At 67.0% G+C, this 23,880-nt stretch carries 24 protein-coding genes; 5 read left to right on the forward strand and 19 right to left on the reverse strand.

Going from position 1 to position 23,880, the window contains the following annotated elements; translation table 11 throughout:
• Positions 1-76: 76 nt before the first annotated feature.
• From CVV76_RS20835 to CVV76_RS20885, 11 genes are all read right to left on the reverse strand, one after another.
• Entirely contained in the window at positions 77-991 is a 915-nt protein-coding gene (locus tag CVV76_RS20835) for a sugar phosphate isomerase/epimerase family protein (protein WP_233193070.1), read from the reverse strand.
• Between the two features lie 13 nt (positions 992-1,004).
• Positions 1,005-1,289: a putative quinol monooxygenase gene (locus tag CVV76_RS20840; protein ID WP_102226620.1), complete on the reverse strand. Its 285-nt coding sequence runs from the start codon at positions 1,287-1,289 to the stop codon at positions 1,005-1,007.
• A 55-nt stretch (positions 1,290-1,344) separates the two neighbouring features.
• Positions 1,345-2,373: a Gfo/Idh/MocA family oxidoreductase gene (locus tag CVV76_RS20845; protein ID WP_102226621.1), complete on the reverse strand. Its 1,029-nt coding sequence runs from the start codon at positions 2,371-2,373 to the stop codon at positions 1,345-1,347.
• 15 nt (positions 2,374-2,388) lie between these two features.
• A complete protein-coding gene (locus tag CVV76_RS20850; protein WP_102226622.1) occupies positions 2,389-3,330 on the reverse strand; it encodes a sugar phosphate isomerase/epimerase family protein in 942 nt (313 codons plus the stop codon).
• A 26-nt stretch (positions 3,331-3,356) separates the two neighbouring features.
• Positions 3,357-4,529 carry a Gfo/Idh/MocA family protein gene (locus tag CVV76_RS20855; protein WP_102226623.1) on the reverse strand — a complete coding sequence of 391 codons (1,173 nt, stop codon included), beginning with the start codon at positions 4,527-4,529 and terminating at the stop codon, positions 3,357-3,359.
• Positions 4,530-4,548: 19 nt separating this feature from the next.
• The gene (locus CVV76_RS20860; protein ID WP_102226624.1) at positions 4,549-5,574 is read right to left on the reverse strand and encodes a Gfo/Idh/MocA family oxidoreductase; all 1,026 of its coding nucleotides are present in this window, start codon (positions 5,572-5,574) and stop codon (positions 4,549-4,551) included.
• On the reverse strand, positions 5,571-6,476 hold the full coding sequence (locus CVV76_RS20865) for a sugar phosphate isomerase/epimerase family protein (RefSeq protein ID WP_102226625.1): 906 nt from the start codon (positions 6,474-6,476) through the stop codon (positions 5,571-5,573). The genes CVV76_RS20860 and CVV76_RS20865 overlap by 4 nt, the downstream gene beginning before the upstream one ends.
• Positions 6,477-6,507: 31 nt before the next feature.
• The gene (locus CVV76_RS20870) at positions 6,508-7,320 is read right to left on the reverse strand and encodes an ATP-binding cassette domain-containing protein (protein ID WP_102226626.1); all 813 of its coding nucleotides are present in this window, start codon (positions 7,318-7,320) and stop codon (positions 6,508-6,510) included.
• Between the two features lie 10 nt (positions 7,321-7,330).
• On the reverse strand, positions 7,331-8,329 hold the full coding sequence (locus CVV76_RS20875) for an ABC transporter permease (protein WP_102226627.1): 999 nt from the start codon (positions 8,327-8,329) through the stop codon (positions 7,331-7,333).
• Between the two features lie 10 nt (positions 8,330-8,339).
• On the reverse strand, positions 8,340-9,395 hold the full coding sequence (locus tag CVV76_RS20880; protein ID WP_102226628.1) for an ABC transporter permease: 1,056 nt from the start codon (positions 9,393-9,395) through the stop codon (positions 8,340-8,342).
• Between the two features lie 140 nt (positions 9,396-9,535).
• Positions 9,536-10,510, reverse strand: a complete 975-nt coding sequence (locus tag CVV76_RS20885; protein WP_102226629.1) for a sugar ABC transporter substrate-binding protein — start codon at positions 10,508-10,510, stop codon at positions 9,536-9,538.
• A 161-nt stretch (positions 10,511-10,671) separates the two neighbouring features.
• On the opposite strand from CVV76_RS20885, the gene CVV76_RS20890 reads away from it, so the two are divergent.
• The gene (locus tag CVV76_RS20890) at positions 10,672-11,706 is read left to right on the forward strand and encodes a LacI family DNA-binding transcriptional regulator (RefSeq protein ID WP_102226630.1); all 1,035 of its coding nucleotides are present in this window, start codon (positions 10,672-10,674) and stop codon (positions 11,704-11,706) included.
• Positions 11,707-11,729: 23 nt separating this feature from the next.
• Here CVV76_RS20890 and CVV76_RS20895 read toward each other — a convergent pair whose 3' ends face one another.
• The 7 genes from CVV76_RS20895 to CVV76_RS20925 form a co-directional block, all read right to left on the reverse strand.
• Positions 11,730-12,356, reverse strand: coding sequence for a cysteine hydrolase family protein (locus tag CVV76_RS20895; RefSeq protein ID WP_102226631.1), 627 nt, complete (start codon positions 12,354-12,356; stop codon positions 11,730-11,732).
• Positions 12,357-12,374: 18 nt separating this feature from the next.
• Positions 12,375-13,706, reverse strand: coding sequence for a glutamine synthetase family protein (locus tag CVV76_RS20900; protein WP_102226632.1), 1,332 nt, complete (start codon positions 13,704-13,706; stop codon positions 12,375-12,377).
• A gap of 84 nt (positions 13,707-13,790) precedes the next feature.
• Positions 13,791-14,978, reverse strand: a complete 1,188-nt coding sequence (locus CVV76_RS20905) for an ABC transporter substrate-binding protein (protein ID WP_102226633.1) — start codon at positions 14,976-14,978, stop codon at positions 13,791-13,793.
• A gap of 5 nt (positions 14,979-14,983) precedes the next feature.
• Positions 14,984-16,033 (reverse strand): branched-chain amino acid ABC transporter permease, encoded by a 1,050-nt coding sequence (locus CVV76_RS20910; protein ID WP_102226634.1) that lies wholly within the window; start codon positions 16,031-16,033, stop codon positions 14,984-14,986.
• Positions 16,030-16,932: a branched-chain amino acid ABC transporter permease gene (locus CVV76_RS20915; protein ID WP_102226635.1), complete on the reverse strand. Its 903-nt coding sequence runs from the start codon at positions 16,930-16,932 to the stop codon at positions 16,030-16,032. The genes CVV76_RS20910 and CVV76_RS20915 overlap by 4 nt, the downstream gene beginning before the upstream one ends.
• Positions 16,929-17,675, reverse strand: a complete 747-nt coding sequence (locus CVV76_RS20920) for an ABC transporter ATP-binding protein (protein ID WP_233193071.1) — start codon at positions 17,673-17,675, stop codon at positions 16,929-16,931. Before CVV76_RS20920 ends, CVV76_RS20915 begins: the two co-directional genes overlap by 4 nt.
• The gene (locus CVV76_RS20925; RefSeq protein WP_199178665.1) at positions 17,662-18,438 is read right to left on the reverse strand and encodes an ABC transporter ATP-binding protein; all 777 of its coding nucleotides are present in this window, start codon (positions 18,436-18,438) and stop codon (positions 17,662-17,664) included. The genes CVV76_RS20920 and CVV76_RS20925 overlap by 14 nt, the downstream gene beginning before the upstream one ends.
• Before the next feature lie 208 nt (positions 18,439-18,646).
• Here CVV76_RS20925 and CVV76_RS20930 point away from each other — a divergent pair, with 208 nt between their 5' ends.
• Positions 18,647-19,528: a MurR/RpiR family transcriptional regulator gene (locus CVV76_RS20930; RefSeq protein ID WP_158243210.1), complete on the forward strand. Its 882-nt coding sequence runs from the start codon at positions 18,647-18,649 to the stop codon at positions 19,526-19,528.
• Positions 19,529-19,548: 20 nt separating this feature from the next.
• Here the strand turns inward: CVV76_RS20930 and CVV76_RS20935 are convergent, their stop codons facing one another.
• Positions 19,549-20,232: a cysteine hydrolase family protein gene (locus tag CVV76_RS20935; RefSeq protein WP_102226637.1), complete on the reverse strand. Its 684-nt coding sequence runs from the start codon at positions 20,230-20,232 to the stop codon at positions 19,549-19,551.
• A gap of 118 nt (positions 20,233-20,350) precedes the next feature.
• Between CVV76_RS20935 and CVV76_RS20940 the strand changes: the two genes are divergently transcribed.
• The 3 genes from CVV76_RS20940 (at position 20,351) to adh (ending at position 23,854) form a co-directional block, all read left to right on the forward strand.
• Entirely contained in the window at positions 20,351-21,130 is a 780-nt protein-coding gene (locus CVV76_RS20940) for an N-formylglutamate amidohydrolase (protein ID WP_102226638.1), read from the forward strand.
• A gap of 75 nt (positions 21,131-21,205) precedes the next feature.
• Positions 21,206-22,162 carry a helix-turn-helix domain-containing protein gene (locus CVV76_RS20945; RefSeq protein WP_102226639.1) on the forward strand — a complete coding sequence of 319 codons (957 nt, stop codon included), beginning with the start codon at positions 21,206-21,208 and terminating at the stop codon, positions 22,160-22,162.
• A gap of 171 nt (positions 22,163-22,333) precedes the next feature.
• Positions 22,334-23,854 (forward strand): aldehyde dehydrogenase, encoded by a 1,521-nt coding sequence (gene adh, locus CVV76_RS20950; RefSeq protein WP_102226640.1) that lies wholly within the window; start codon positions 22,334-22,336, stop codon positions 23,852-23,854.
• Positions 23,855-23,880 lie beyond the last annotated feature (26 nt).

A 23,880-nucleotide genomic window follows, 5' to 3' on the forward strand; every position in this document is an offset into this window, starting at 1 on the left:
CGACCTGCGCGCCGTAAAGGTCAACTCCAGCCCGACCGATCGTGATGACATCAAGTTTCTTCGTCATGGTCCTTCCTCAGAATCCTGTCTTGCGAAGGAAGTCGCGGCTGGCCGCGAGATCCGAGAGAACGGAGCCGCCGTTTTGCGGGTCGCGCTCCTGTTCGATGGTGATGTAGCCGCCGTATCCCAGCGCGGTCAGCGTTGCGCGCACGGCCCGGTAGTCGAGGCAGCCGTGCCCGATCGGGCACATGACGCCCTCGGCGCAGGCCTCGAAGAAGCGGATCCGGCGCGTCATGATGTCGGCCTGTACTGCCGGGTCGATGTCCTTGAAGTGGAGGTAGTCGAGGCGGTCGGCATAGGTCTTCAGGATCGTCACCGGCTCCATCCCGGCATAGGCGAGATGCCCGGTGTCGAGGCAGAACCCGGCCTCCTCGACCGCGATGTCGCGCGCCAGCCGCGCGATCTCGTCCTCGAACTCGATGTAGCCGCCGGCATGGGGATGGATCACGGCCCGCACCCCGTGGCCGGCCGCCCGTGCGGCGATCGCGCGGATCGTGGCGATCATCCCGTCCCAGGCGGCATCGGCCAGACGCGGTGCGCGGTCTGAGTGGCCCGCGGCATAGTCGCGTTCGTCGTGGCCCCAGTCCATCACCGTCAGGTAGGGCGCGGCAAAGCGCTGCCCCGGATGCGTCGCCGGACGCGGCAGGGCGGTGATGAAGGCGCAGATCTCGTCGGTCTGACGCAGCAGGTTCCCGCGGTTCGCCGGATCCACGAGATCGTCGAAGATCGTGCCCGCGACGATCGACAGGCCGCGCGCCGCGAGCGCCCCGCCCACCTGCGCCACGTCGAGCGGGATGTAGCCGTAGGGGCCCAGTTCCAGCCCGCCGAACCCCGCGCGCGCCGCCTCGTCAAGCACCTTGTCCCATGCCGGCAGATGCGGGTTGGACAGGTCGTCCACCCCCCAGCAGCACGGCGCGCAGGTCACGGTCACGGGATTTTTCATGTCACGCGGCCGGGTTGATGGTCTCGAAGACCAGCTGGCGGTGGAATTGCTCGTGATACGCGATGAAGTCCTTGGTGTGCTGCTGGTCCATGTGAAAGGCATGCGCCGCCTCGTCGCGCCAGCTCTCGACGAAGACCAGCTTTTCGGGGTCGTCGGTGCAGGTGAAGAAATCGTAGGAAAGGCAGCCCGGTTCGGCCCGGGTCGCGGCCTGCGCCGCGGGCGCGCGGGCAAGGATCCTGTCGCGCCCGCCCGGCACGCAGTCGATGGTGATGATGAAGCGGTACATGTGCGTCTCCTCTCCCTTTTCAGGGCCTTGCCCGGACCGTGCCCGGCGCTTGCCGTCAGTCCACGTCCATCGTCCGCCCCTCGACGGCGGAACGGCGCGCCGCGTCGAGCACCGCCAGCACGGCAATCCCCTCCTCGGCCGTCACGGGCAGGGGGGCGCCGTCGCGCACGGCCCTGCCGAAAGCTGCGTAGTAATCGTGGTAGCGGCCCTGTTCGGACGGGACCTTCACGCAGCCCTCCGCCGTGTTCAGCGTGCCCCAGCGTTCCTCGACGTCGTAGCCCCAGCCGGCAAGGTCGTCGGCCGGGCGCTTGCCGGCAAAGATCGCCTGCGCCTGCACGTCGGTCCCCTGCGCCACGTAACTGCCCGCCGCGCCATAGGCACGCAGTTCGCGGCAGACCAGCTTGTTGAGCTTGCTGGCCGAGATATGCGAATGCTGGCCGCTGGTGTGGCGCAGGGTCAGCACGAAGCCCGCATCGGTCGGCCCCTCGGGCAGATCCACCATGTCGAGCTGCGCGTCGACCGAGGCGACGGGCCCCAGCAGCAGCATCGCCTGGTCCACGACATGGCTGCCCAGATCGCGCAGCAGGCCCCCGGTCGGCCCGGCCTCGAGCGTCGCCGGATCGTCGAAATCCATCCGCGAATGCAGCCGCCAGACCGGGCCGAGGCGACCATCGTCGATCACCTTCTTGAGCGTGCGGATATCGGCATCCCAGCGGCGGTTGTGGAACACGCCCAGGAGGACACCCCGTTCCTTCGCCGCGGCCGACAAGTCGCGCGCGGCGGCGGCCGAGGGGGCAAAGGGCTTGTCGGCGATCACGTGCACGCCCGCCGCGATCGCCTCGAGGACAAGTGCCTGGCGGGTCTGCGGCGGCGTGGTGATCGTCACCGCGTCGACCCCGGCGGCAAGCATCTCGGTCAGACTGGCAAAGACCGGCACGCCGGGCAGGTCGGCGCGCGCCTTGGCGACCGTCGCCGGCGCGCGTGCGACCACACCCGCCAGCTCCACCCCCTCGGCGGCAGCGATGAAGGGGGCGTGGAAGTGCTGCCCCCCGGTTCCGTATCCGACGACGCCGATCCGTACCATCTGTCTCTCCTTCGCTTACCGGATGATCGTGGCCTGCAGTGCGTCGATCGACGACTGGATGCCTGCGTTCGTGGACATGGTGAAATCTTCCATCTCCAGCGAAACCCAGCCGTCGTAGCCCATCATGCCCACGACCGAGAAGAACTCCTTCCACCATTGCAGGTCATGGCCCGCGCCGACGGCGACGTAGTTCCACGAGCGGTTCGCCACGTCGGTGACGTCCTTGAGCTCCAGCAGGCCGTTCACGTCGGCCAGGCCGCGTTCGATCCGCGTGTCCTTGCCGTGGACGTGGTGGATCGCGTCGCCAAGGGCGCGGGCCACCGCGATCGGGCAGGCCCCCTTCCAGAACAGGTGCGAGGGGTCGAGGTTCATGCCGACCATCGGGCCCACCTCGTTGCGAAGCCGGAACAGGGTTTCCGGGTTCCACACTAGCATGGCCGAGAAGTTCTCAAGCGCATATTTCTCGACACCGTTGGCCTTGGCATGCGCCACGAGGTCGTGCCAGAGCGGGAAGGCGCGGTCCTCCCACTGGTAGCGGTCGCGCTCGGGCATCTCGGCGGGCCAGGACTTGGTGTAGACCAGCCAGTTGGGTACCATGTCGCCGGGCGCCGCCTCGGGCAGGCCCGACATGGTGACGATCTTGGTCACGCCGATCTCGCCGGCCAGCTGGATCGTCTCCTTCATCTCCTTCAGGTGCCGCTTGCCCATGTCGCCGGGATCGAGCGGGTTGGCCGAGCAGTTGAGCGCGGCGATCTGCAGGCCGCGCGCCTCGATCTCCTTCAGCTTCGACTTCAGCAGACCCTTGTCGGAGAGCAGTTCGTCGGCCCGGAAGTGCGGCGCGGGGGACCAGCCGCCGCCGGTCATCTCGATCCCCTCGACGCCCAGATCGACGCATTTGTCCAGCATGTCGGTGAACGAGAGGTTCCCCATGACATCGGTGCAGATGGAAAGCTTCATGCCTCTAACTCCCTGACCAGAGACGGTTATTCGAAATCGACCCAGGCGGCGCCGGAATCGGCCGACCGCACGCAGTTCTCCAGCCAGCGCACCCCTTCGGTGCCGGCATGGATGCCCGGGTAATGGTGGGTTTCCAGGAACGCGCGATCGCCCGCATCTGCCGCGGCGATGGCCTGCGCGATCCACAGGTAGATATTGGCCCAGCTGTCGCCCAGCCCTTCGGTGTGGAGCGCGCCCATGCGGTCGGCGGCGAGGCTTTCCTCCTCCAGATACGGCATGCCGTGATGCAGGATCCGCTCGGGCTCTCCCTGCACCTGATAGACGATCTGGTCGGGGTGGCTGTCGGACCACGCCACGCTCGCCTTCGAGCCGGTGAAGCGATAGCGCTGCGACCCCATGTTGCCCGCATCGACCGAGCTGACCCAAAGCCGCGCCCGCGCCCCGTTGTCATAGTGCATCAGAACCGTCGCGTGATCTTCCAGCGGTGCGCGCGAGGGGATGAAGGCCTTGCGGTCGCACAGGAGCTTCTCGACCTTGAGGTGCGGCAGCACGACCTCGGACAGGTAGTAGAGGTGGGTGCCGATATCGCCCAGCACGAAGGTCGGACCCGCCGTCCTCGGGTTGGTGCGCCAGACCACCGCCTCGGGCGCGCCGGTGTCGTCGCCCGCGTTGAAGCCGTGGGTATAGGCCATGTCGACCAGCCGGATCTCGCCCAACATTCCCCTGGCCACCATCGCCGCCATCTGGTGCACCATCGGGTGGCCGGTGAAGCCGTAGGTGACGCCGACGATCAGGTTCTTCGAGGCCGCAAGTGCCGCGATCTCGTCGCATTCGGCCACGGTGAAGAACAGCGGCTTTTCGCAGATCACGTGGAAGCCCGCCTCCAGCAGCGCCCTGGTGATCTCGTAATGGGTGAAGTTGGGCGTGGCGACCGAAACGACCTCGACCCCGTCCTCGCGCCCCGCCTCGCCGGCGATCAGCTCCTGATACGTCGCGTAGCAGCGGCTTGCCTCGACCCCCAGGTTGACTCCGAAATCGCGGCCGCGCGCTGCGTCCAGATCGAAGGCCCCGGCCACCAGCCGGTAGGTGCCGTCGCGCAGGGCGCCGGTGCGGTGCTTGTAGCCCACCTGACCTGTGCGGCCGCCACCGACCATTCCCCAGCGCAGCGGGCGCGGGATTCTGCGTTCTCCGTTGATCATCTTCTTCGTCCTTCGCGCCTCAGGCTGCGGCCACCTTGGCCGCGGTGTCGTAAAGTGCAGGCTTGTCGCGCATCGCGATCTCTTCCCGCCCGCCGGAGGTCACCGCGCGCAGCGCGGCGTCGGCGACCAGCGTCGCGGCATAGCCATCCCAGGCCGATGGCCCGGTCGCGGTGCCCTGCCCCGCCGCGACGATCCATTCGCGGAACTCCTGGTCGTAGGCCTCGATGAACCGCTCGCGCCAATCCTCGGGGATCGCCTGGCGGATGCCGAACTGGTCGGACACCACTGGCGCGGGCCGGTTCGGCAGCGCGGCGAGCCCCTTCTCGCAGCTCACCTCGCCGCGGATGTCGTAGCCGTAGGCGATGTTCACCGAGATCTCGACGTCGACGATCGCGCCCGATGCCATGTGCAGCAGCACGAGATGCGGGTCGCGCAACTCGCCGCCCTGACGTGACCGGCGCGGCAGGCGAACCTCGACCGAGGCGATCTCGTCCGACAGGAGCCAGCGGGAGATATCCGCGTCATGCACCAGCGTGTCGTTGAGCGGCATGTCCGAGGTGTAGAGCCCCTCAGGCACCGAGGCGTTGCGATGCTTGGAATAATACATCAGCGGCAGACCCAGCGTGCCACCGTCTATTACCGCCTTGAGGCGCCGGTAATCGGCGTCGAACCGGCGCATGAAGCCCACCTGCACAAGGCGCCTGCCAAAGGCCACCTCGGCGTCGATCACCTTCAGCGCGGCGGCCTCGGAGGTGACCATCGGCTTTTCGCAGAACACCGGCTTGCCGACCGAGATGCAGTCAAGCAGCTGTTCCTCGTGCGCCGGCCCCCAGGAGCAGATCAGCACCGCCTGCACCTTGTCCGAGCGGATCAGCGCCTGCGGCGTGTCGAACACCTCGGCCCCCGCGGGCGCGGCCTGGCCCGCACGGGTGCGGTCGATATCGCTGACCGCCACCACCTCGGCCCCCGACAACACGCGCGTCAGGCGGCGAATGTGGTCCTGACCGATCATCCCGGTCCCGATAACCCCGACTGCCAGGCTCATTTCGTCCCCCAGTACTTGTCGACGTAGCGTTGCATTTCGCTGCGCATGAAGTGGCCGCTCTCGTCCGCCTTCTCTTCCCAGGCGAAGACGCAGGCGGTCATGATCCCGTCGAAGCCGACCTCGTGCAGGGTGCCGAAGAAATCGTCCCACGGGACCTCGCCCTGACCGATGTTCAGGTGCTGGTGGATGCGCGCATTGGTGCCCGGCGGGTTGAGGATGTAGCGCAGCCCGGATGAGGCCTTGTGGTTGAACGTGTCGGCCACGTGGACATGGGCCAGCACGTCAGCGCATTCGCGCAGCATCGCCTTCACGTCGTCACCGAAATGGTAGGTATGCGGCGCGCAGTAGAGGAATTTCACGCGGTCCGAGTTCACCGTGCGGATGATGTCGACCGAGGGCTGGAGCGTTTCCACCCAATCCTCGGGGTGCGGCTCGATATGCAGGTTGATCCCCTCGCGCTCGAAGATCGGCACGAGTTCCTCCATCGAACGCCACCAGGCATCCTCGCAAGCCTCGATCATGGAGCCAGTGTGGCAGCAGTAGCACGAGCCCTTGTCGGGATGCGGGCCGCGCCCGAATTCCGAGTTCATCGTGTCGACTTCCATCTCGATCGCGATCTCGATGGCGCGCTTCCAGTGGCGCACGGCGGCCTGGCGCTCTTCCTCGTCATTCGAGGCCCAGCGGTACATCGGAAGCAGCGTGGCGATGCCGACGTTGGCGTCCTTCAGCGCCTTCTTGAACCGCTTGATGCGGTCGGGGAAGACGCGGGGGGCCTTGAACCATTCGAGGAAATCGCCGCGCGGCGACATCTCGATCCAGTCGAAGCCCAGCTCCGCCACCTTCGAGGGAAGCTCCTCGAGCGACAGGTGACGGTGCATGAACGGGTCAAGCGCGATCTTCATTCTGGTCTCTCCTCCCGGTATCCTGTCGGCCTCAGCTCACCAAGTCCGGCGCGTGGCCGTCGTGGCTTTCCATGTACGCATCGAGATCGGCGAGCGCCTCGCCGCCCGCCATCAGGTCGGTGATCTCCTCGCGGCTCTTCTCTCCGCGCATGAAATTGGCGGCCAGCGCGCCGCGGATCAGCACCGCGAAATGGTCGCCCACGGCCATGGCGTGGGTCACCTGGTGGGTGATGAAGATCACCGCGATGCCACGCTTCTTGGCCTCAAGCACGATGCGCAGGACGTGGCTTGCCTGCTTGACCCCCAACGCGGCGGTGGGCTCGTCGAGGATCAGCACGCGGGCGCCGAAATGCACCGCGCGCGCGATCGCCAGCGACTGGCGTTCCCCGCCCGACAGCCCGCCGATCAGCCGGTCGCCGTCGTCGATGCGGGTGATGCCGAAGCTCTGCACCGCCTTCACCGCAACCGCGTTGGCCTTCTTGCGGTCGAAGATCTTGAACGGGCCCCAGCCCTTCGTCGGCTCCACGCCCACAAAGAACGACCGGCCGATGGTCATCAGGGGAAAGGTTCCGCCGAACTGGTGCACCGTGGCGATGCCCCGGTCGGCCGCGTCCTTGGGCCGGTCGAAGCTGACGCGACCGCCATCCATCCAGATCTCGCCGGTGGTGGGCTTGTGCACGCCCGCCAGCGTCTTGATCAGCGTGGACTTGCCCGCGCCGTTGTCGCCCAGAAGGCACAGAACCTCGCCCGCCTTGACCTTGAGGGATATGTCGTGAAGCACGTCGATCGGCCCGAAGGACTTGTTGACGTTGCGAAGTTCCAGAACCGGGTGTGTATCGGTCATTGTTCCGTCCTCACTTCTTCTTCCGGGGCGCGTAGTTCAGCGCGAATTGGCGGAAACTGTTGTTCATCAGCACGGCGAGCAGGAGCATCACGCCGATGATCAGGCTCGACCAGTTGCGATCGATGTCGGTGAAGTAGATGCCCTGGGTGACCACGGCGAAGGTGATCGCGCCGAAGAAGATCCCCACGATCGAGCCGAAGCCGCCGGTCAGCAGGACCCCGCCCACGACCACCGAGACGATGGTGTTGAAGATGTAGTTCATGCCCCCCGACACCTGGGCCGAGTTGAACAGGATCGCGCCGCACATCCCCACGAAGGAGGCCGAGGTCGACGACAGCACGAACAGCAGGATGGTCATGCGGTCGGTCGGGATGCCCGCGTTGCGCGCGCTGTCCTTGTCGCCGCCCATGGCGAAGATCCAGTTGCCGAAGCGCGAGAAGTGGATGAAGAAGACGTAGATCGCCGTCAGTGCCAGCCACCACAGGATCAGCACCTGGTAGCTGCCGCCGAAAAAGTGGCCGAACAGGAACTTGGCCCATTCGGGTGCCTTCAGGGCGACGCCCGCGCTGCCCGTCAGCAGCACCGACCCGGCCAGCACGAGGCCCTGCATCGCCACCAGCGACCCCAGCGTGATGATCAGCGAGGGGACCGATGTCTTGATCGTCAGCAGGCCGTTGATCAGCCCCACGATCACGCCCAGCCCCAGCGCCACCGCAATGCCCAGCTCGATCGGCAGGCCGTAGTAGCCCGAGACGATGGCCACGCTCATCGAACCCGCCGGGATCATCGCGCCGATGGAGATGTCCAGCTCCCCGGCGATCATCAGAAGGCCGACGGGCAGCGCCACGATCCCGAGGTTGGCGGCCAGGTTCACCCAGCTTGCCGCGCCGAGAAAGCGGTCGATCTGCACGCCGCCGAAGATCACGAAGAAGGCGACGACCAGCAGCAGGCTGACGATGGAGCCCGCCTCGGGGCGCCGCGCCAGTGATCCGAAGGAAAGGGAATTCATCTTGCCGCCCTCACTTCTTTTTCTTGGTGATTGTGGACAGGGCGAGCGCACGGAACGTGTCGTTCATCAGCACCGCGACAAGCAGCAGCGCGCCGATGATCACCGACCCGAGGTTCGGGTCGAAGTTCGTGAAGTAGATGCCCTGGTTGACGATGGCGAAGGTGATCGTGCCGAAGACGATGCCCACGATGGAGCCGAAGCCCCCGGTCAGAAGCACCCCACCGATCACCACGCACATGATCGAGTTGAAGATGAAGCTCTGCCCGCCGACGACCTGCGCGCTCTGATAGATCATCACCTGGCAGACGCCCAGGAAGGCGGCCGAGAAGCCCGAGGTCATGAACAGGCCGATGGTCACCTTGTCGGTCGGGATGCCGGCGTTGCGCGCGCTCTCGCGGTCGCCGCCCAGGGCGAAGATCCAGTTGCCCCAGGGCGAGATGTGCAGCACGTAGGCCAGGATCGCGACCGAGAGGATCCACCAGAAGATGGTGATCTCGAACATGCCGCCGACGAACTGGCCGAAGATCGCCTTCCAGAACGGGGTGGGCACCAGCGCGGTGCTGGTCGCCCCGGTCAGCAGGACGGCGAGGCCCAGCGTCAGCCCCATCACGGCGAACATCGTGCCGATGGTGACGATCAGCGACGGCACCCTGGTGCGCAGCACGAGGACCCCGTTGACGAACCCCACGGCCAGGCCGAAGGCCAGCGCGGCGGCGACGCCCAGGATCTCGGGCAGGCCGTAATAGCCCGAGATGATCGCGACCGTCAGCGATGCGGCCGGGATCACCGAGCCGATCGACAGGTCAAGCTCCCCGGCGATCATCAGAAGGCCGACGGGCAGCGCGACAAGGCCGACCTCCGCCGCGACGTTGAGCCAGCTCGCTGCGCCGGCGGCGCCGATGAACTGCGCCCCGCCGAAGATGGCGAAGAACACGAAGACGACGATCATCCCGATGAACGAACCGGCTTCGGGCCGGCGGGCGAGCCCGCCGAGCGCCTGGAACACGCCGGGCTTGCCGGCTTGCGCCGGTCCGTCGGCGGGCTTGGGGGATGTGGCAGTGGCCATGTGGATCTCCCGGGTGCAAGAGAGGGATCGGCCCCGGCGGGCGCGGACGCCACAACCTGATGGGGCAGCCTCGCGGGGCCGATCTGGCCGCCCGGCGGAGGACGCGCGGGCAACCTTGGCGGTTCAGGCGTCGGACGGCGTCAGCGGACGCCGGCGTTGACGCCCTTCAGGGTGACCTCGACGTTCGACTTGTCGATGATCGCGGGCCCGGTGAGGATCTTCTTGGTCGGGATCGTCATGCCGTAATTGACGTTGGCGTTGAGGATCGAGACCGCGAGATAGCCCATCATGTAGCCCTGCTGATCGACCGCGCAGAGCTGGCTGCCGTTCTTGATGTTCTCGAGGATGGTCTTGTCGATGTTCATCCCGCAGACCTGCACCCGGCCCTTCTTGCCGGCCTGCATGATGCCCGAGATCGCCGAGGTGGTATCGACGTTGCCGACGGTGAACACCGCGTTGACCTTCGGGTTCTTCAGCAGGTAGCCCTTCAGCGCCTGCGCCACCGCGGTGGACGAGCCGAACGAGGTCGCCGGCAGCGGCAGCACGTCGCCCTTGCCGCCGTTCTTGGTGACGCCCTCGCTCATGCCCTTGCAGAAGGCCTCGACGTTGGCGACGCCCGGCAGCGTGTTCAGGCAGACAGCGTCCTTGAGGTCATGCTCGGCGAAATACTTGCCCGCGGCGAAGCCCGAATCGTAAGGGTCGCTGCCGATGTAGTTCATCGCGCCCAGACGGGTCGCGGTCTCTTCGTCACCGGCGTTGTAGATGATCAGCGGGATCTTGTGGGCGACCACGTCCTTGAAGGCCGGCTCCATCGCCTCAGGCACCCAGTCCGGGCCGACGACCGCGTCAGCGCCCTGGCTGATCGCCTGGCGGATCAGTTCGGCGGCATCGTTGCCCAGGTTGTCGTAGTTCTGCGGCCCCAGCCAGGTGACGGATCCCCCCTCGGCCTTGACGACCTTGCCGGCATCTTCGGCCCCGCGCTTGACGACCGACCAGAACGGGTCGTCCGGCTTGCCGCCGATGACGAAGATGTTCGCGGCCATGACGGCGCCCGCTGTACACGACAGGATCGCGGCAGCCGAAACGGTGGCCGCAATGCGGCTGAATGTATTCATGGGTTCCTCCTCCAGTGCCCCGTCCCAGCGACCGGGCGTTCCTCCTGAGCGCTGTGTAGCGGAACCTTGATATTCGTGAAATATTCATTAACACTTGATGTGTCAGAAGTGTCAATTTATGTCATTCAAGATGATACGGGGACTGGCTCAGGGAGGACATCATGAACCGGCCGACGATCGCGGATCTTGCTGAAGAAGCAGGGGTTTCCGTCTCGACCGTGAACCGCATCCTGGGCGGGACGACTCCGGTGCGCGGCAGCACAATGCAGCGCGTCCAGGCCGCCGCGGAGAAGATCGGGTTCTACGGTCTCGGCGCGATCGAGGACCGCATGCGCAAATCCGCGCCGCAGTACCGGCTGGGCTTCCTGCTGCAACAATCCTCGCGCGAGATCTACCAGATCTTCGGCCGCCAGATCGTCGCGGCGGCGCGCAGGCGTCATGCCGAAGTCGTTGAACCGCTGGTCGATTTCGTCGATCTGCTGACGCCCGAGAACATCGCGGCGCGGCTCAAGGCGCTGGGGCGCGAATGCGATGCCGTGGCGGTGATCGCCGCCGACCACCCGGTGATCGGCCACACGATTCGCGATCTGCGCGAGATCGGAAAGCCCGTGGTGTCCTACATCACCGACCAGTCCGCGCCGGAACGCGCGGCCTATGTCGGGGCGGACAACTGGAAGCTGGGGCGCACCGCCGCGTGGCTGATCGCCCAGACCACCCACCAGCCCGGCCGGGTCGCGGTGTTCCTGGGCAACCACCGTTACCAGTGCCAAGACGTGTCTGACGCCAGCTTCCGCTCCTACATCCGCGAGCACGCGCCCCACCTGACGGTCGAGGAAAGCCGCCCGACCCACGAGGAACCGGCCGAAGCCTACCGCATGGTGACCGAACTGCTGACCAAGACCGACGATCTGGTCGGCATCCTGATCGTCGGTGGCGGCATCTCCGGTGTGCTGCGCGCCCTGCGCCAGGCGCCCGAGACGCGGCGGCGCAATATCCGCGTCGTCTGCCGCGACATCGGCCCAGAAACCCGCAAGGGCCTGTCGGAGGGGCTGATCACCGCCGCGCTCTGCCACCCGCTGGAGGCCAGCTCAGACCAGCTGGTGCAGACGATGATCGAGGCGATCGAACAGGGCGAGGGTGCGGCGACGATGCAGCGCACGATTCCATTCGAGATCATCACGCCCGAGAATGTCTGAGCGCCCCGGCCAGGGGCGCGCCACTACCCCGCCGCGAGGGCGGCCAGCGTCTCGTCGACCGTCATGACCCGGCAATAGCCGCCGAAGGCCTTGAGCGCGGTGGCATGCCGTTCGGCGGTATAGGTGGCGCAGGCGTTCTCCGCGCAGATCATGTAATAGCCGCGATCGGCCCCATCGCGCACCGCCATGTCGACGCATTGATCGGTGAGCAGCCCCGCCACCACCACGTTCTCCACCCCCAGGTTGCGCAGCACGTAGTCGAGGCTGGTGGAGTTGAAGACCCCCGACGAGGTCTTGGGCAGCACGATGTCGTCCTCGGCGGGTGCCACCTCGGGCAGCACCTGCGCCTCGGCCGAGCCGCGCGCGAAATGGATACCCGAGAGCTTGTGGTCTAGCGACCGGTCGCGCCCGTCGCGGGTGAGGGATTCGATCACCGTGTAAACGATCTCGGCCCCGACCGCCCGCGCGCCGTCGATCAATTGCCGCATCGCGGGCAGCGCCCGGCCCTGCAGCGCGGCCCAGTATTCCGGGTGGTCGGTCCGGTGCGCCTCGGTCGCCTCGCCGCATTGGGCATCGACGATCAGGACGGCGGTCGCGCCAGGCAGCAGGGGCTTGTCACGGCGCAATTGCAGCGGGTCGAAGGGGGGCATGTGGCTTCCTTTGGGGCGTCAGTACATCTCGAGGTATTCAGCGGTTTCCCAGTCGGTGACATGGCCGCGGAAGCGGTCAAGCTCGAACCGCTTCACGGCGGTGAAGACGCGCACGAACTCCTCCCCCAGTGCGGCGCGGAACGGCACGTCGGCCTCCAGCGCATCCAGCGCGGCCTCCAGCGATCCGGGAAATTTCGCCAGCGCCGGGTTGTCCTCGCTGGTGGTGCGGCGGTCCTGTGCGCGCAGCTCCGCCCCGCTCTCGATCCCCAGAAGGCCCGCGGCCAGCAGACCTGCCGCCGAGAGGTAGGGGTTCGCCGAGGCCGAGCCCGCGCGAAGCTCGATATGGGTGCGGTTGTCGCGGCTCGCCTTCACCCGCACCATGGCCGAGCGGTCCTGGAAACCGTAGCTGACGTTCGAAGGGGCGAATGTGTAGGGCTTCACCCGGTGGTAGCAGTTCGGCGTTGGGTTCACGAGCGGCATGATCGCCGCGCCATGGGACAGCGTGCCCTCGATGAACGACCGCGCGATGGCGGAAAGCCCGTCCTGCCCCTCGGGGTCCAGAAAGGCATTGGCACCGGTCTTGCGGTCCCACAGGCTCAGGTGCAGGTGGCCGCCACTGCCCGCGCCGCCGGCAAAGGGCTTGGCCATGAAGCTGGCGATCAGGCCGTTGCGGTGCGCGATCTCCTTCATCCCGTTCTTGAAGGCAAAGGCCTTGTCGGCGCCGGCAAGGTTCATTCCCGTGCCGTAGACGGTTTCGAACTGCGACCCCGCGTATTCGCAATTGTGGGTGATGACGTCGATGCCATAGGCGCGCAGCGTCGGGACCAGCGTGTCGAGGAACGGGGTGTAGGCGTTGCGCAGGGTGTTGAAGATGTGGATGCCGCCGAACAGCGGCCCCTTCGTCGCGGCATCGAGCAGGTAATATTCGTATTCGTGCCCCAGCATCACGTCGTAGCCCATCGCGTTGGCACGCTTCACCAGCTCCGAGAAAACCCAGCGCGGCGCGGCCTCCTGCGGGGTGCCGTCCTCCCAGTAGCCGAGGCAGACGACGCTGGCCGTCTTCTCCAGCCACGGGATGATGCGCAGCGACGCGGGATCGGGAAAGATCTCCTGATCGGCATAGTCGCGATCGCCATGCAGGCCGCTGGCGGGGACCACGTTCGACGAGGTGTCGAGCCCCAGCACCCCGCCGTAGAAATTCAGCCCCTTGCGCGCGAAGCTTTCGACCTTGTCCACCGGCACGGTCTTGGAACGCGAGGTGCCGTGCATGTCGGGCAGCTCGAAGCGGAGGTATTCGATCTCGTGTTGCTTCAGCGCCGCCATCAGGTCGGCGATTGCGTCCTCGGCCATGGGATGCGCCCTTTCTCGTGCCAGTCGTTTTCAGGGGTCCGGGCGGCGCGCAGGTGCCGCCCGCCCGGACCTTCTCGTTCCGTGTTACGGCTTGGGGATGAAGCTGGGCGTCACCTCGCCGGCGAGGAACAGCTTCTCGTCCTTCACCCCGATCATCGTCACCGTCTTCTGCGGCACGCCCTGCCCGTCCGGATAGGTGATGGAGCCGGTGATGCCCGGGTAATCCTTGGTCGCCGCGATGGCATCGCGGATCTTCGCCGGATCCTCCGACCCCGCCCGCTTGATCGCGTCGGCGATCAGCCCCGCGGTATCGTAGCCCAGCGCCGCAAAGGCGTTCTCGGGCACCGTGCCATAGGCCGCCTTGTAGGCCTTGTAGAACTTGTCGATCGCGGGGGTGGACTCCTCCGAGATGAAGGCGTGGGTCGAATAGTAGGTGTCGTTCGCCGCCTTGCCGCCGACGCTGATCAGAAGCGGCGTGTCATAGCCGTCGCCACCGACGATCGGCTGGGTCACGCCCGCCTGCCGCATCTGCTTGACGATCAGGCCGATGTCGTCGGGCATCGCTGAAATATAGAGGACATCAGGCTTTTCCGACATCGCCTTGAGCTTGCTGATCTGTGCGGTGAAGGACTTGTCGCCCGACTTGTAATCGTTCCGCGCGATCACCTTGCCGCCGTCATGGGTGAAGGATTCCTCGAAATACTTCGCCAGCAGCGTGGTGTATTCGGTCGAGTTGTCGCGTAGCAGATACGCGGTCTTGGCCTTCAGCTTGTCCTTGATGAACTGCGCGCCCGCCGCGGCCTGAACGTTGTCGCCGAAGCAGGCAAGGAAGATGTCGTTGCCGATCTGCGAGGGCAGCTTGGGCGAGGTTGCACCCGGGGTGACGAAGGGCACGCCCGCCTGCTGGAAGATCGGACCCAGCGACAGCACGCTGTCGGAATCGGTGAAGCCCATGGCGACCGGCACCTTGTCCGACCCCAGAAGCTGGCTTGCGACCGAGGCGATGACCGTCGGGTCCGACTTGGTATCGTAGATCACCAGGTCGATCTTCTTGCCGCCGATCCCGCCGGCGTCGTTGATCTCCTTCACCTTCAGCTTGGCGCCGTTCAGCGCCGGCGCATCCAGAGAGGACAGCGCCCCGGTGACGTTGAAGGGCGCCCCGATCTTGATGGTGTCGGCCGCGCTTGCCGTACGGAGGCCCAGCCCCGAGGCAAGGCCCGCCCCCGCGGCGACGGTGGCACCCCGGATGATGAATTGACGTCTGTCGATCATTGTTCTTACTCCCTTTCTCCTGTTGGCTTGCGTCGGAGGAACAGCCCCGGCGACACTTCGCGGTCGCCCATCAGGCCGCTCGGACGGAAGATCATGACGAGGATGAACATCATCCCCAGCACGATCTGGCTTGCGCCGTAGAGCGGGGGAATATGGATCACGCCAAGGTCCAGACCCCGCTCCAGGTTGCGCAGGACCTCACTCGTCACGGTGACTAGCACGACGCCCAGAACGGCCCCGCTGATCGAGCCCATGCCGCCGATCACCAGCATGGAGACCAGGGCAAAGGTGTAGGGCAGGTAGAAGCTCGCCGGTGAGAACGCGCCGAGGTAATGGCCGTAGAGCGACCCGCCGACTCCGGCGAAGAAGGCGCCGACGATGAAGGCCGATAGCCGCACAGGCAGGATCGACAGGCCCACGGCCCGCGCTGCGATCGGATCCTCGCGCACCACGCGGAAACGGCGGCCGAAGGGGGAATAGGCGATCCGCGCCAGCACCGTCAGCGTCACCACCATCCAGCCCATGGCCCAGGGCAGCGTGGTCTGCAACGGCACGCCCGCGAAGGTGCGGGCGCCGCGGGTAAAGTCGCTCGCGTTGATCAGCACGACGTTCACGATGATCAGGAAGCCCAGCGTCGCGACCGAGACGAAATAGCCCGAAAGCCGCATCAGCGGGGCGCCCACCACAGCCGCCAGCGCGGCACAGACAAGGCCCGCGGCGATCGTGGCGGGCAGGAACGGCAGGCTGAACGACGCCAGCCAATGCGGCAGGTCCGGCAGGAAGGCGTGCTTCATCGTCACCGGCAACGACAGGATGCCCGAGGTATAGGCCCCCACCGCGACAAAGCCGACATGGCCCAGCGAGAACACCCCGGTGAAGCCGTTGCCCAGCCCCATCGAGGCCACGAGAATGACGTCGATGCACATCACGATCACCACCCGCACGAGGTAGTTGTTCACCATGTGTGGCAGCGCCAGCGTCACCGCCGCGACAAGGATCAGCACCGCCCCAAAGACGATCAGCCCCGCGGGGCGCGACAGCGCCGGCCCGCTCATAGCTTCACCTCCTGCGGGCGGTTCATCAGGCCGTTGGGCTTGAACAGCAGGAAGACGATCAGCAGGCCGAAGACGATTGCATCGCGGTAGGGCGAAACCGAGGACGGCAGGAAGGCCACGATCAGGATCTCCAGCGCGCCAAGGACATAGCCCCCCACCAGCGCCCCGGAGATGGAGCCGAACCCGCCCACGATGGCCGCCACGAAGGCCTTGAGCAGCGGGGTGAACCCCATGTCGGGCTCGACGATCCCCGATTGCGCGGCCCAGAGCACCCCCGCAAGCCCCGCGAAGGCCGAGGCGATGGCGAAGGCCACGACGATCAGGCGATCGACGTCGAGGCCCACCATCTGCGCCGCCCCCAGATCCTCGGCCGCGGCCCGCATGCCCAGACCCACGTCGGTGCGGGTGACAAACCAGCCCAGCAGCGCCAGCGCCGCGACGGTCAGCGCGATGGTCACCACGTTGATCGCGGTGAAGGTGATCTGCCCGCCCGCCAGCTGGATCGCCGAGTTCATGATGTCGGGGATCGGAAAGTTCCGCGGCGAGGAGGAGAAGATCAGGATCCCGAGGTTTTCCAGGATGTAGGTCACCGCAAGGCTGGTGAGCAGCAGCGTCACGTCCGGCGCGCCGCGCACCGGGCGATAGGCCAGCCGCTCGACGATCACCCCGGCCGCCGCACCCACCGCGACGCCGCAAAGCGCGGCCAGCCAGAACGGCGCCCCCGCCGCATTGATCAGGAGGGTCCCGAACGCGCCCACCATCATCATGTCGCCATGGGCGAAGTTGGTCATCCTGAGGATGCCGAAGACCATCGACAGCCCGATCGCCACCAGCGCGTAGAGCGACCCAAGCGAGACCGCGTTGATCCCCTGCTGGACGATGTAGAGACCCATGTTCATCTGCGCACTCCCAGATAGGCGGCGGCGACCTCTTCGTAGTTCCGCTTCAGATCCGCGGCCGGCCCCTCGAGGCTGATCTCGCCGGTCCGCAGCACGTAGGCGCGGTCGGCCAGACCCAACGCCACGTTGATGTTCTGCTCGACCAGCAGCATGGTGACGCCGGTCTCCTTCAGCTCGGCGAGACTGGCGAAGATCTGCTGCACGATCAGCGGCGCGATCCCCAGGGACGGTTCGTCCAGCAGCAGAAGCCGCGGCCGCGCCATCAGCGCGCGCGACAGCGCCACCATCTGCTGTTCGCCCCCGGAAAGCGTGCCCGACTGCTGCTGCGACCGCTCGCGCAGGATCGGGAACAGATCGTACAGCCGCTCGCGGTCGGCCTCGACATTCTCGCGGTCGCGTCGCTGGGCGGCGCCAAGGCGCAGGTTCTCGGCCACGGTGAGCGATCCGAACAGGCGCCGCCCCTCGGGCGAATGCGCCACCCCGCGTGCCACGATCTGCGACGGGCGCAGTCCGTCGATCCGGTCGCCCTCCAGCCGCACCTCGCCCGCCCGCGGCCGCACCACACCCGAAATCGTGCGCAGCATCGTGCTCTTGCCCGCGCCGTTCGCCCCCAGCAGCGCCACGACCTCGCCACGCCGCACCTCGATCGAGAGGTCGCGCAGCGCGGTGACGGCGCCGTAGGTCACGGTCAGCCCGCGCACGCCCAGGACCTCGTCAGTGTCGATATGATCAGCCGTGGCCAAGGTAGACCTCCCTCACCGCGGGATGGGCCTGCACCTCGGCCGGGGTGCCCTCGAAAACCTTGCTGCCGTGGGCCAGCACCTGGATCCGCTCGCACAGGTTCATGATCAGGTCCATGTCGTGCTCGACGATGATCACGGCGAGGTCATAGCGGGTGCGGATCTCGTCGATCAGCCCCAGGAGCACCTTGGTCTCGCTTGCATCCATGCCTGCCGCGGGCTCGTCGAGCAGCAGAAGGCTTGGCCGGGTGGCCAGCGCCCGGATGATTTCCAGTCGCCGCTGGTCGCCATAGGGCAGATCCCGCGCCCGGTTTTCCTGCCGCGCGGTCAAGCCCACGAGATCCAGAAGCTCCTCGGTGATCTCCTCGACCGCGGCCTCGGCCCGGCGCCGCCGCCCGCCCCCCAGAAGCGCCGCGGCAAGACCCGTGCGCTGGCGCAGCTCCGCCGCGGCGCGCACGTTGTCGGCCACGCTGAGCGCCTGGAAAAGCCGCGTGCCCTGGAACGTCCGGGCGATCCCCAGCCGCACGATCCGGTCCGCCGGCTGCGCGACGATCGGCGCGCCGGCAAAGCGGATCTCGCCGGAATCCGGCTGCAGGAACCCGCTGATGAGGTTGAAGAACGTGCTCTTGCCCGAGCCGTTCGGACCGATCACGCCGACGATCTCGCCGCGGTCGACCCGGATCGACTGGTCGCTGAGCGCGACGAGACTGCGGAACGACTTGGTAAGCCCCCTCGTCTCGAGCAGCGGTCCGGCGTCGGAAACCACGCGGCTGATCCTTTCGCATCGTCAGGCCAGGCGAAAGACAACAGGGAATATGGGCGCGAAGCAGCACTTCGCACGGCATTGCGCGACCCAGCGGCCGCCTCCCTGTCGCCCCTTCACCCGGGGTTTGTTCTTGTAATAAAAATTTCCATGCTGGATCAAATGTGTCAATCCTGTAATGTATGAGTTGGATCCACGAGGCGGTCGAGCGATGAAAGAAGAGGCGGAATTCACGGGCCGGTCAGTGGCGGAGCGGATTCGCAACACCCTTGGCCGACTGACCGCATCCGAGCGGCGCCCGGCACTGACGCTTCTGGAAAGCTACCCCGTCGCGGGGCTGGAGACGGTGGCGCAATTCGCCCGCCGCGCAGGGGTCAGCGGCCCGACGATCCTGCGGCTGACGGCCAAACTGGGCTTCGACAGCTACGCGGGATTTCAGCAGGCACTGCGCGACGAGCTGGAAAGCCGCCTTCAGGCGCCGCTGTCGAAGGCGCCCGTCGCCTCGACCCGGGCCGAGGGGCGCGACTTCATCGGCGATTACACCGAGGCGATCGTCGGCAACATCCAGACCTCGATGGCGCAGATTCCGCGGGCGGAATTCGAGGCGGCGGCCGGCCTTCTGGGCGACGAGAAGCGACGCGTGGTGACGATCGGCGGGCGCTTCACCCACAGCCTCGCGCAGCACCTCTACCTTCACCTGCGCGAGCTGCGCCCCCGGGTCGCGCTGGTCGGCGACCAGACCGCGACCTGGCCGGAGCACCTGCTCGACCTTGCGCGCAACGACGTGCTGGTGGTCTTTGACATCCGCCGCTTTCAGGACGACGTGGTGCAATTCGCCAAGCAGGCGGCGGCGGGTGGCACGCATGTCATCCTGTTCACCGACACCTGGGTTTCGCCCGTGGCGGCGGTGGCGACCCATGTCTTCGCCGTGGAAACCGCCCTGCCCTCCAGCTGGGAAAGCTTCGGCGCGATGATGGCGCTTTCCGAGGCGCTGATCGCCCGCGTCCATGCCGAACGCTGGGGCAGTGCCAAGTCACGGATGGAGCGGCTGGAACAGATCCGCAGGAACCTGTTCCGGGCGGAAGGCCAATGAGCCGCGCGTTGCCCGAACGGCTAGACCTCCGCCCCCCACCCCGACTCCGCCAGCAGCCCCAGCCAGCCCGCGCTGTCGAGCATCCGGCAATAGCCGCGAAAGCAGTCGAGCGCGGCGCGATGCCGGTCCCAGGTGTCGGCCATGCAGGCATCTTCGACGCAGGTGACGTAATAGCCCCGGTCGGCGCCGTCCTTTACCGTGTGGTCGATGCACTGGTCGGTCAGGAAGCCGGTGACGACGATCTCGTCGATGCCGATGTTGCGCAGCAGATAGTCGAGGTTGGTCGAGTTGAACAGGCTCGACGAGGTCTTGGGCAGCACCAGCTCGTCACGCGCGGGTGCCAGCGCGTCGATCACCCGCGCCTCCCACGAACCCTTGGCGATGAAGAAGTCCGACAGCTTGTAGTCGAGCGACCGGTCGCGCCCGTCTTCGGTGAGATTCTCCATCACCGTATAGATCACCTCGACCCCGGCTGCGCGGGCGGCGGCGATCAGCCGCCCGAGGTTCGGCACCACGAGGTCACGCGCGGCGGCGAAGAATTCCGGCCGGATCGCCTCCTGCGCCGGATTGTATGTGTGGTTCTGCACGTCGACCACCAGAAGGGCCGTGCGCCCCGGCACGACCCCGCGGTCGCGTGTCAGCCCCGCGTCGCGGACCCTCGGGCGATGGCGGGTGGGGCCGGAGGAAGGGGAACCTTGGGTCATCGTCGTCTCGCAGGTTGGATAGTTACGGAACATGGGGGACGGGACGGGGCCAGACGGCCCATGATCAGGCGGCACGGGATACCACCAGCCATAGCGCGCAGATGAAGGAAGGGAAAGCATGACAGCCGACACCCCAAGGTTGCTGGCCGCAGACGAACCCGCGCCGGTGCGCGTCACGCGGCCCGGGGGCACCTCTGCCTTCTTCCTGACCTGCGACCATGGCGGGCGCCGCTTTCCCCGCGCGCTCGGCGATCTCGGCGTATCCGAGGCCGAACAGGCGCGTCACATCGGCTGGGATATCGGCGCCGCTGCGGTGGCACAGATGATGTCCGCGGCCCTGGATGCGACGCTGATCGAACAGATCTATTCGCGTCTCGTGATCGACTGCAACCGCACGCCCTCCGTCCCCTCCTCGATCCCCGAGATCAGTGAAACCACCGAGATCCCTGGCAATCGCGCGCTATCCCCCGCCGCCCGGCAGGCCCGGATCGACGAGATCTTCGCCCCCTACCACGACCGCACACGCGCACTTCTGGATGCCCGCGCGGCCGCCGGGCGCCCGACCGTGCTGATCGCGGTGCACAGCTTCACCCCGGTCTACAAGGGCGTCGCGCGCCCCTGGGACATCGGCATCCTCTACAATCGCGACGACCGCGTCGCCCGCCCGCTGATCGCCGTTCTCGGGGCCGAGGGCGACCTGACGGTCGGCGACAACGAGCCCTACCACGTCGGCGACCAGACCGATTACGGCATCCCGGTGCACGGCGAAAGGCGCGGCCTGCTGCATGTCGAGCTGGAGATCCGCCAGGACCAGATCGCCGACCCCGCGGGACAGCAGGCCTGGGCCGACCGCCTGGTCCGGCTGTTGCCCGCGGCCATGGCCCGGCTGGGCGGCTGATCGGCAATCCGCAGGCGCGCAGCATTTGCCAGCGCGCAACGCCGGCGCTACCCTCGGATCCGAGGAGACAGCGCCATGTCACGTACCCGCAGCCATGTCGACACGGTGGTCAGCACCGTCACCTCCGGCTCCGCCGCCGCGCGGTCGGGGCTGGCGGCGTCCTGGCACCGCTCGATGCAGCACCACCGGCTGGACCCCGCACGCCCGCAGGCGGCACGGCGGCTGAGCGGGGGCGAGCTGGCCGAAAGCCGCGCCCGACTCGACCGGTTCCTGCAGGTGGCGGCGCCGAAGCTTGACCAGCTTTTCGGCCTCGTGGGCAATTCCGGCTGCGGCGTGCTGCTGACGGACGAGCGCGGGATCGTCCTCGACCAGCGCCGTGCCGACGCCGATGCGCAGGTCTTCGATGCCTGGGGCCTGACCCCCGGCGCCGACTGGAGCGAGGCGAGCGAGGGCACCAACGGCATCGGCACCTGCCTGACAGAGCGGCGCCAGATCACCATCCACCGCGATGAGCATTTCCTTGCCCGCAACATCGGCATGAGCTGCATGGACGCGCCGATCTTCGGTGCCGACGGCAGCCTTCTGGCCGCGCTCGACGTCTCCTCCGCCCGGGCCGACCAGACTGCGGGCTACAACCGGCTGATCGCCGCCATGGTCGCCCAGACCGCCCGCGCGATCGAGGCCGACCATTTCCGCGCCTCCTTCCCCGGCGCCCGGATCATCGTCGCCGACACCGGGGAAACCGACGCGGCCGTGCTGCTGGCCGTCGACGGCGACGACCTCGTCGTCGGGGCGACCCGGGCGGCGCGGCGGGCCTTCGGCCTGGAACCCCAGGGGCTGCTCCGCCCCCGCCCTGCCTCGGACCTCCTGGGGCGCGACGACGGCGCCTCGGGTTTCGAGAAGGCCGAGCGCGCGGCGGTGATGCGTGCGCTCGCCCGCACCGGCGGCAACGTGTCCGAGGCCGCCCGGGCACTGGGGGTCGGCCGCGCCACGCTCTATCGCCGGATGAAACGGCTGGGCATCGGGGATTGAGGGCGGCGATTGAGGGCGGGGAGGAAGGGCGGCGATTGATCCCGCCCCCTGTCTCGGATCTGAGACAAGGCCGCCCCCTCGCCCGCCCCGACCGGGCTGCGCCAGGGCACCGAAAGGCCCATTCTCCGAAGTAACCGGGTGGAGGACCCGGCGCATGAGGAGGAGATTTCCATGAACGAGATGACGCAGCCGGCGGGCCTCTACACCTCGCCGTTCAAGAACCGCTACGACAACTTCATCGGTGGCAAATTCGTGGCCCCCGTGAACGGGTGCTACTTCGACAACATCACGCCGATCAGCGGCGCCAAAGTGTGCGAGGTCGCCCGCTCCGACGCCGCCGATGTGGAACTGGCGCTGGATGCGGCCCATGCCGCGCGCGAGGCCTGGGGCAAGACCTCGGCCGCCGAACGGTCGAACATCCTTCTGAAGATCGCCGACCGGATCGAGGAGAACCTCGAGCTGATCGCCACCGCCGAGACCTGGGACAACGGCAAGCCGATCCGCGAGACGACCGCCGCCGACATCCCCCTGTCGGTCGACCATTTCCGTTATTTCGCCGGTGTCCTGCGCGCGCAGGAAGGCAACATGTCCGAGATCGACCACGACACCGTGGCCTATCATTTCCATGAACCGCTCGGCGTCGTCGGCCAGATCATCCCGTGGAACTTCTCGGTGCTGATGGCGGCGTGGAAGCTGGCGCCGGCGCTGGCCGCAGGCAATTGCATCGTGCTGAAACCGGCCGAGCAGACGCCTGCCGCGATCATGGTGCTGGTCGAGAAGATTGCCGACCTTCTGCCGCCCGGCGTGCTCAACATCGTCAACGGCTACGGCGCCGAGGTGGGTGCGCCGCTGGCCCGCAGCCCCCGCATCGCCAAGATCGCCTTCACCGGATCGACCGAGACCGGGCGCAAGATCATGCAGGCCGCGACCGAGAACCTGATCCCGGTGACGCTGGAGCTGGGGGGCAAGTCGCCCAACATCTTCTTCTCCGACGTGATGGCCGAGGATGACGCCTTTCTCGACAAGGCGGTCGAGGGCTTTGTCCTTTTCGCCTTCAACCAGGGCGAGGTCTGCACCTGCCCGTCGCGGGCGCTGATCCAGGAAGACATCTACGAGAAGTTCATCGAGCGCTGCATCGCCCGGGTCAAGGCGATCAAGCAGGGCGATCCGCGCGACATGGCGACGATGGTCGGCGCCCAGGCCAGCCAGGAACAGCAAGACAAGATCATGTCCTACCTGACCATCGGCGTCGAGGAAGGCGCCGAGGTGCTGGTGGGCGGCGATGCCGCGCGGTTCAACGGCGATCTGGCGAACGGCTTCTACGTCCAGCCGACGATCCTGAAGGGCCACAACAAGATGCGGGTCTTCCAGGAAGAGATCTTCGGCCCCGTCGTCTCGGTTACCACCTTCAAGGACGAGGCCGAGGCGCTGGCGATCGCCAACGACACGATGTACGGCCTCGGCGCCGGGGTCTGGACCCGCGACGGCACCCGCGCCTACCGCTTCGGCCGGTCGATCGAGGCGGGCCGCGTCTGGGTCAACAACTACCACGCTTATCCGGCGCACGCGGCCTTCGGCGGCTACAAGCAGTCGGGCATCGGGCGCGAGACGCACAAGATGATGCTCGACCACTACCAGCAGACCAAGAACATGCTGGTCAGCTACAACCCCAACAAGCTCGGGTTCTTCTGACCCGGGCCTGACCGGACAGGATGCGC

It is taken from the genome of Acidimangrovimonas sediminis, assembly GCF_002871005.1.
GTDB classification, from domain to species: domain Bacteria; phylum Pseudomonadota; class Alphaproteobacteria; order Rhodobacterales; family Rhodobacteraceae; genus Acidimangrovimonas; species Acidimangrovimonas sediminis.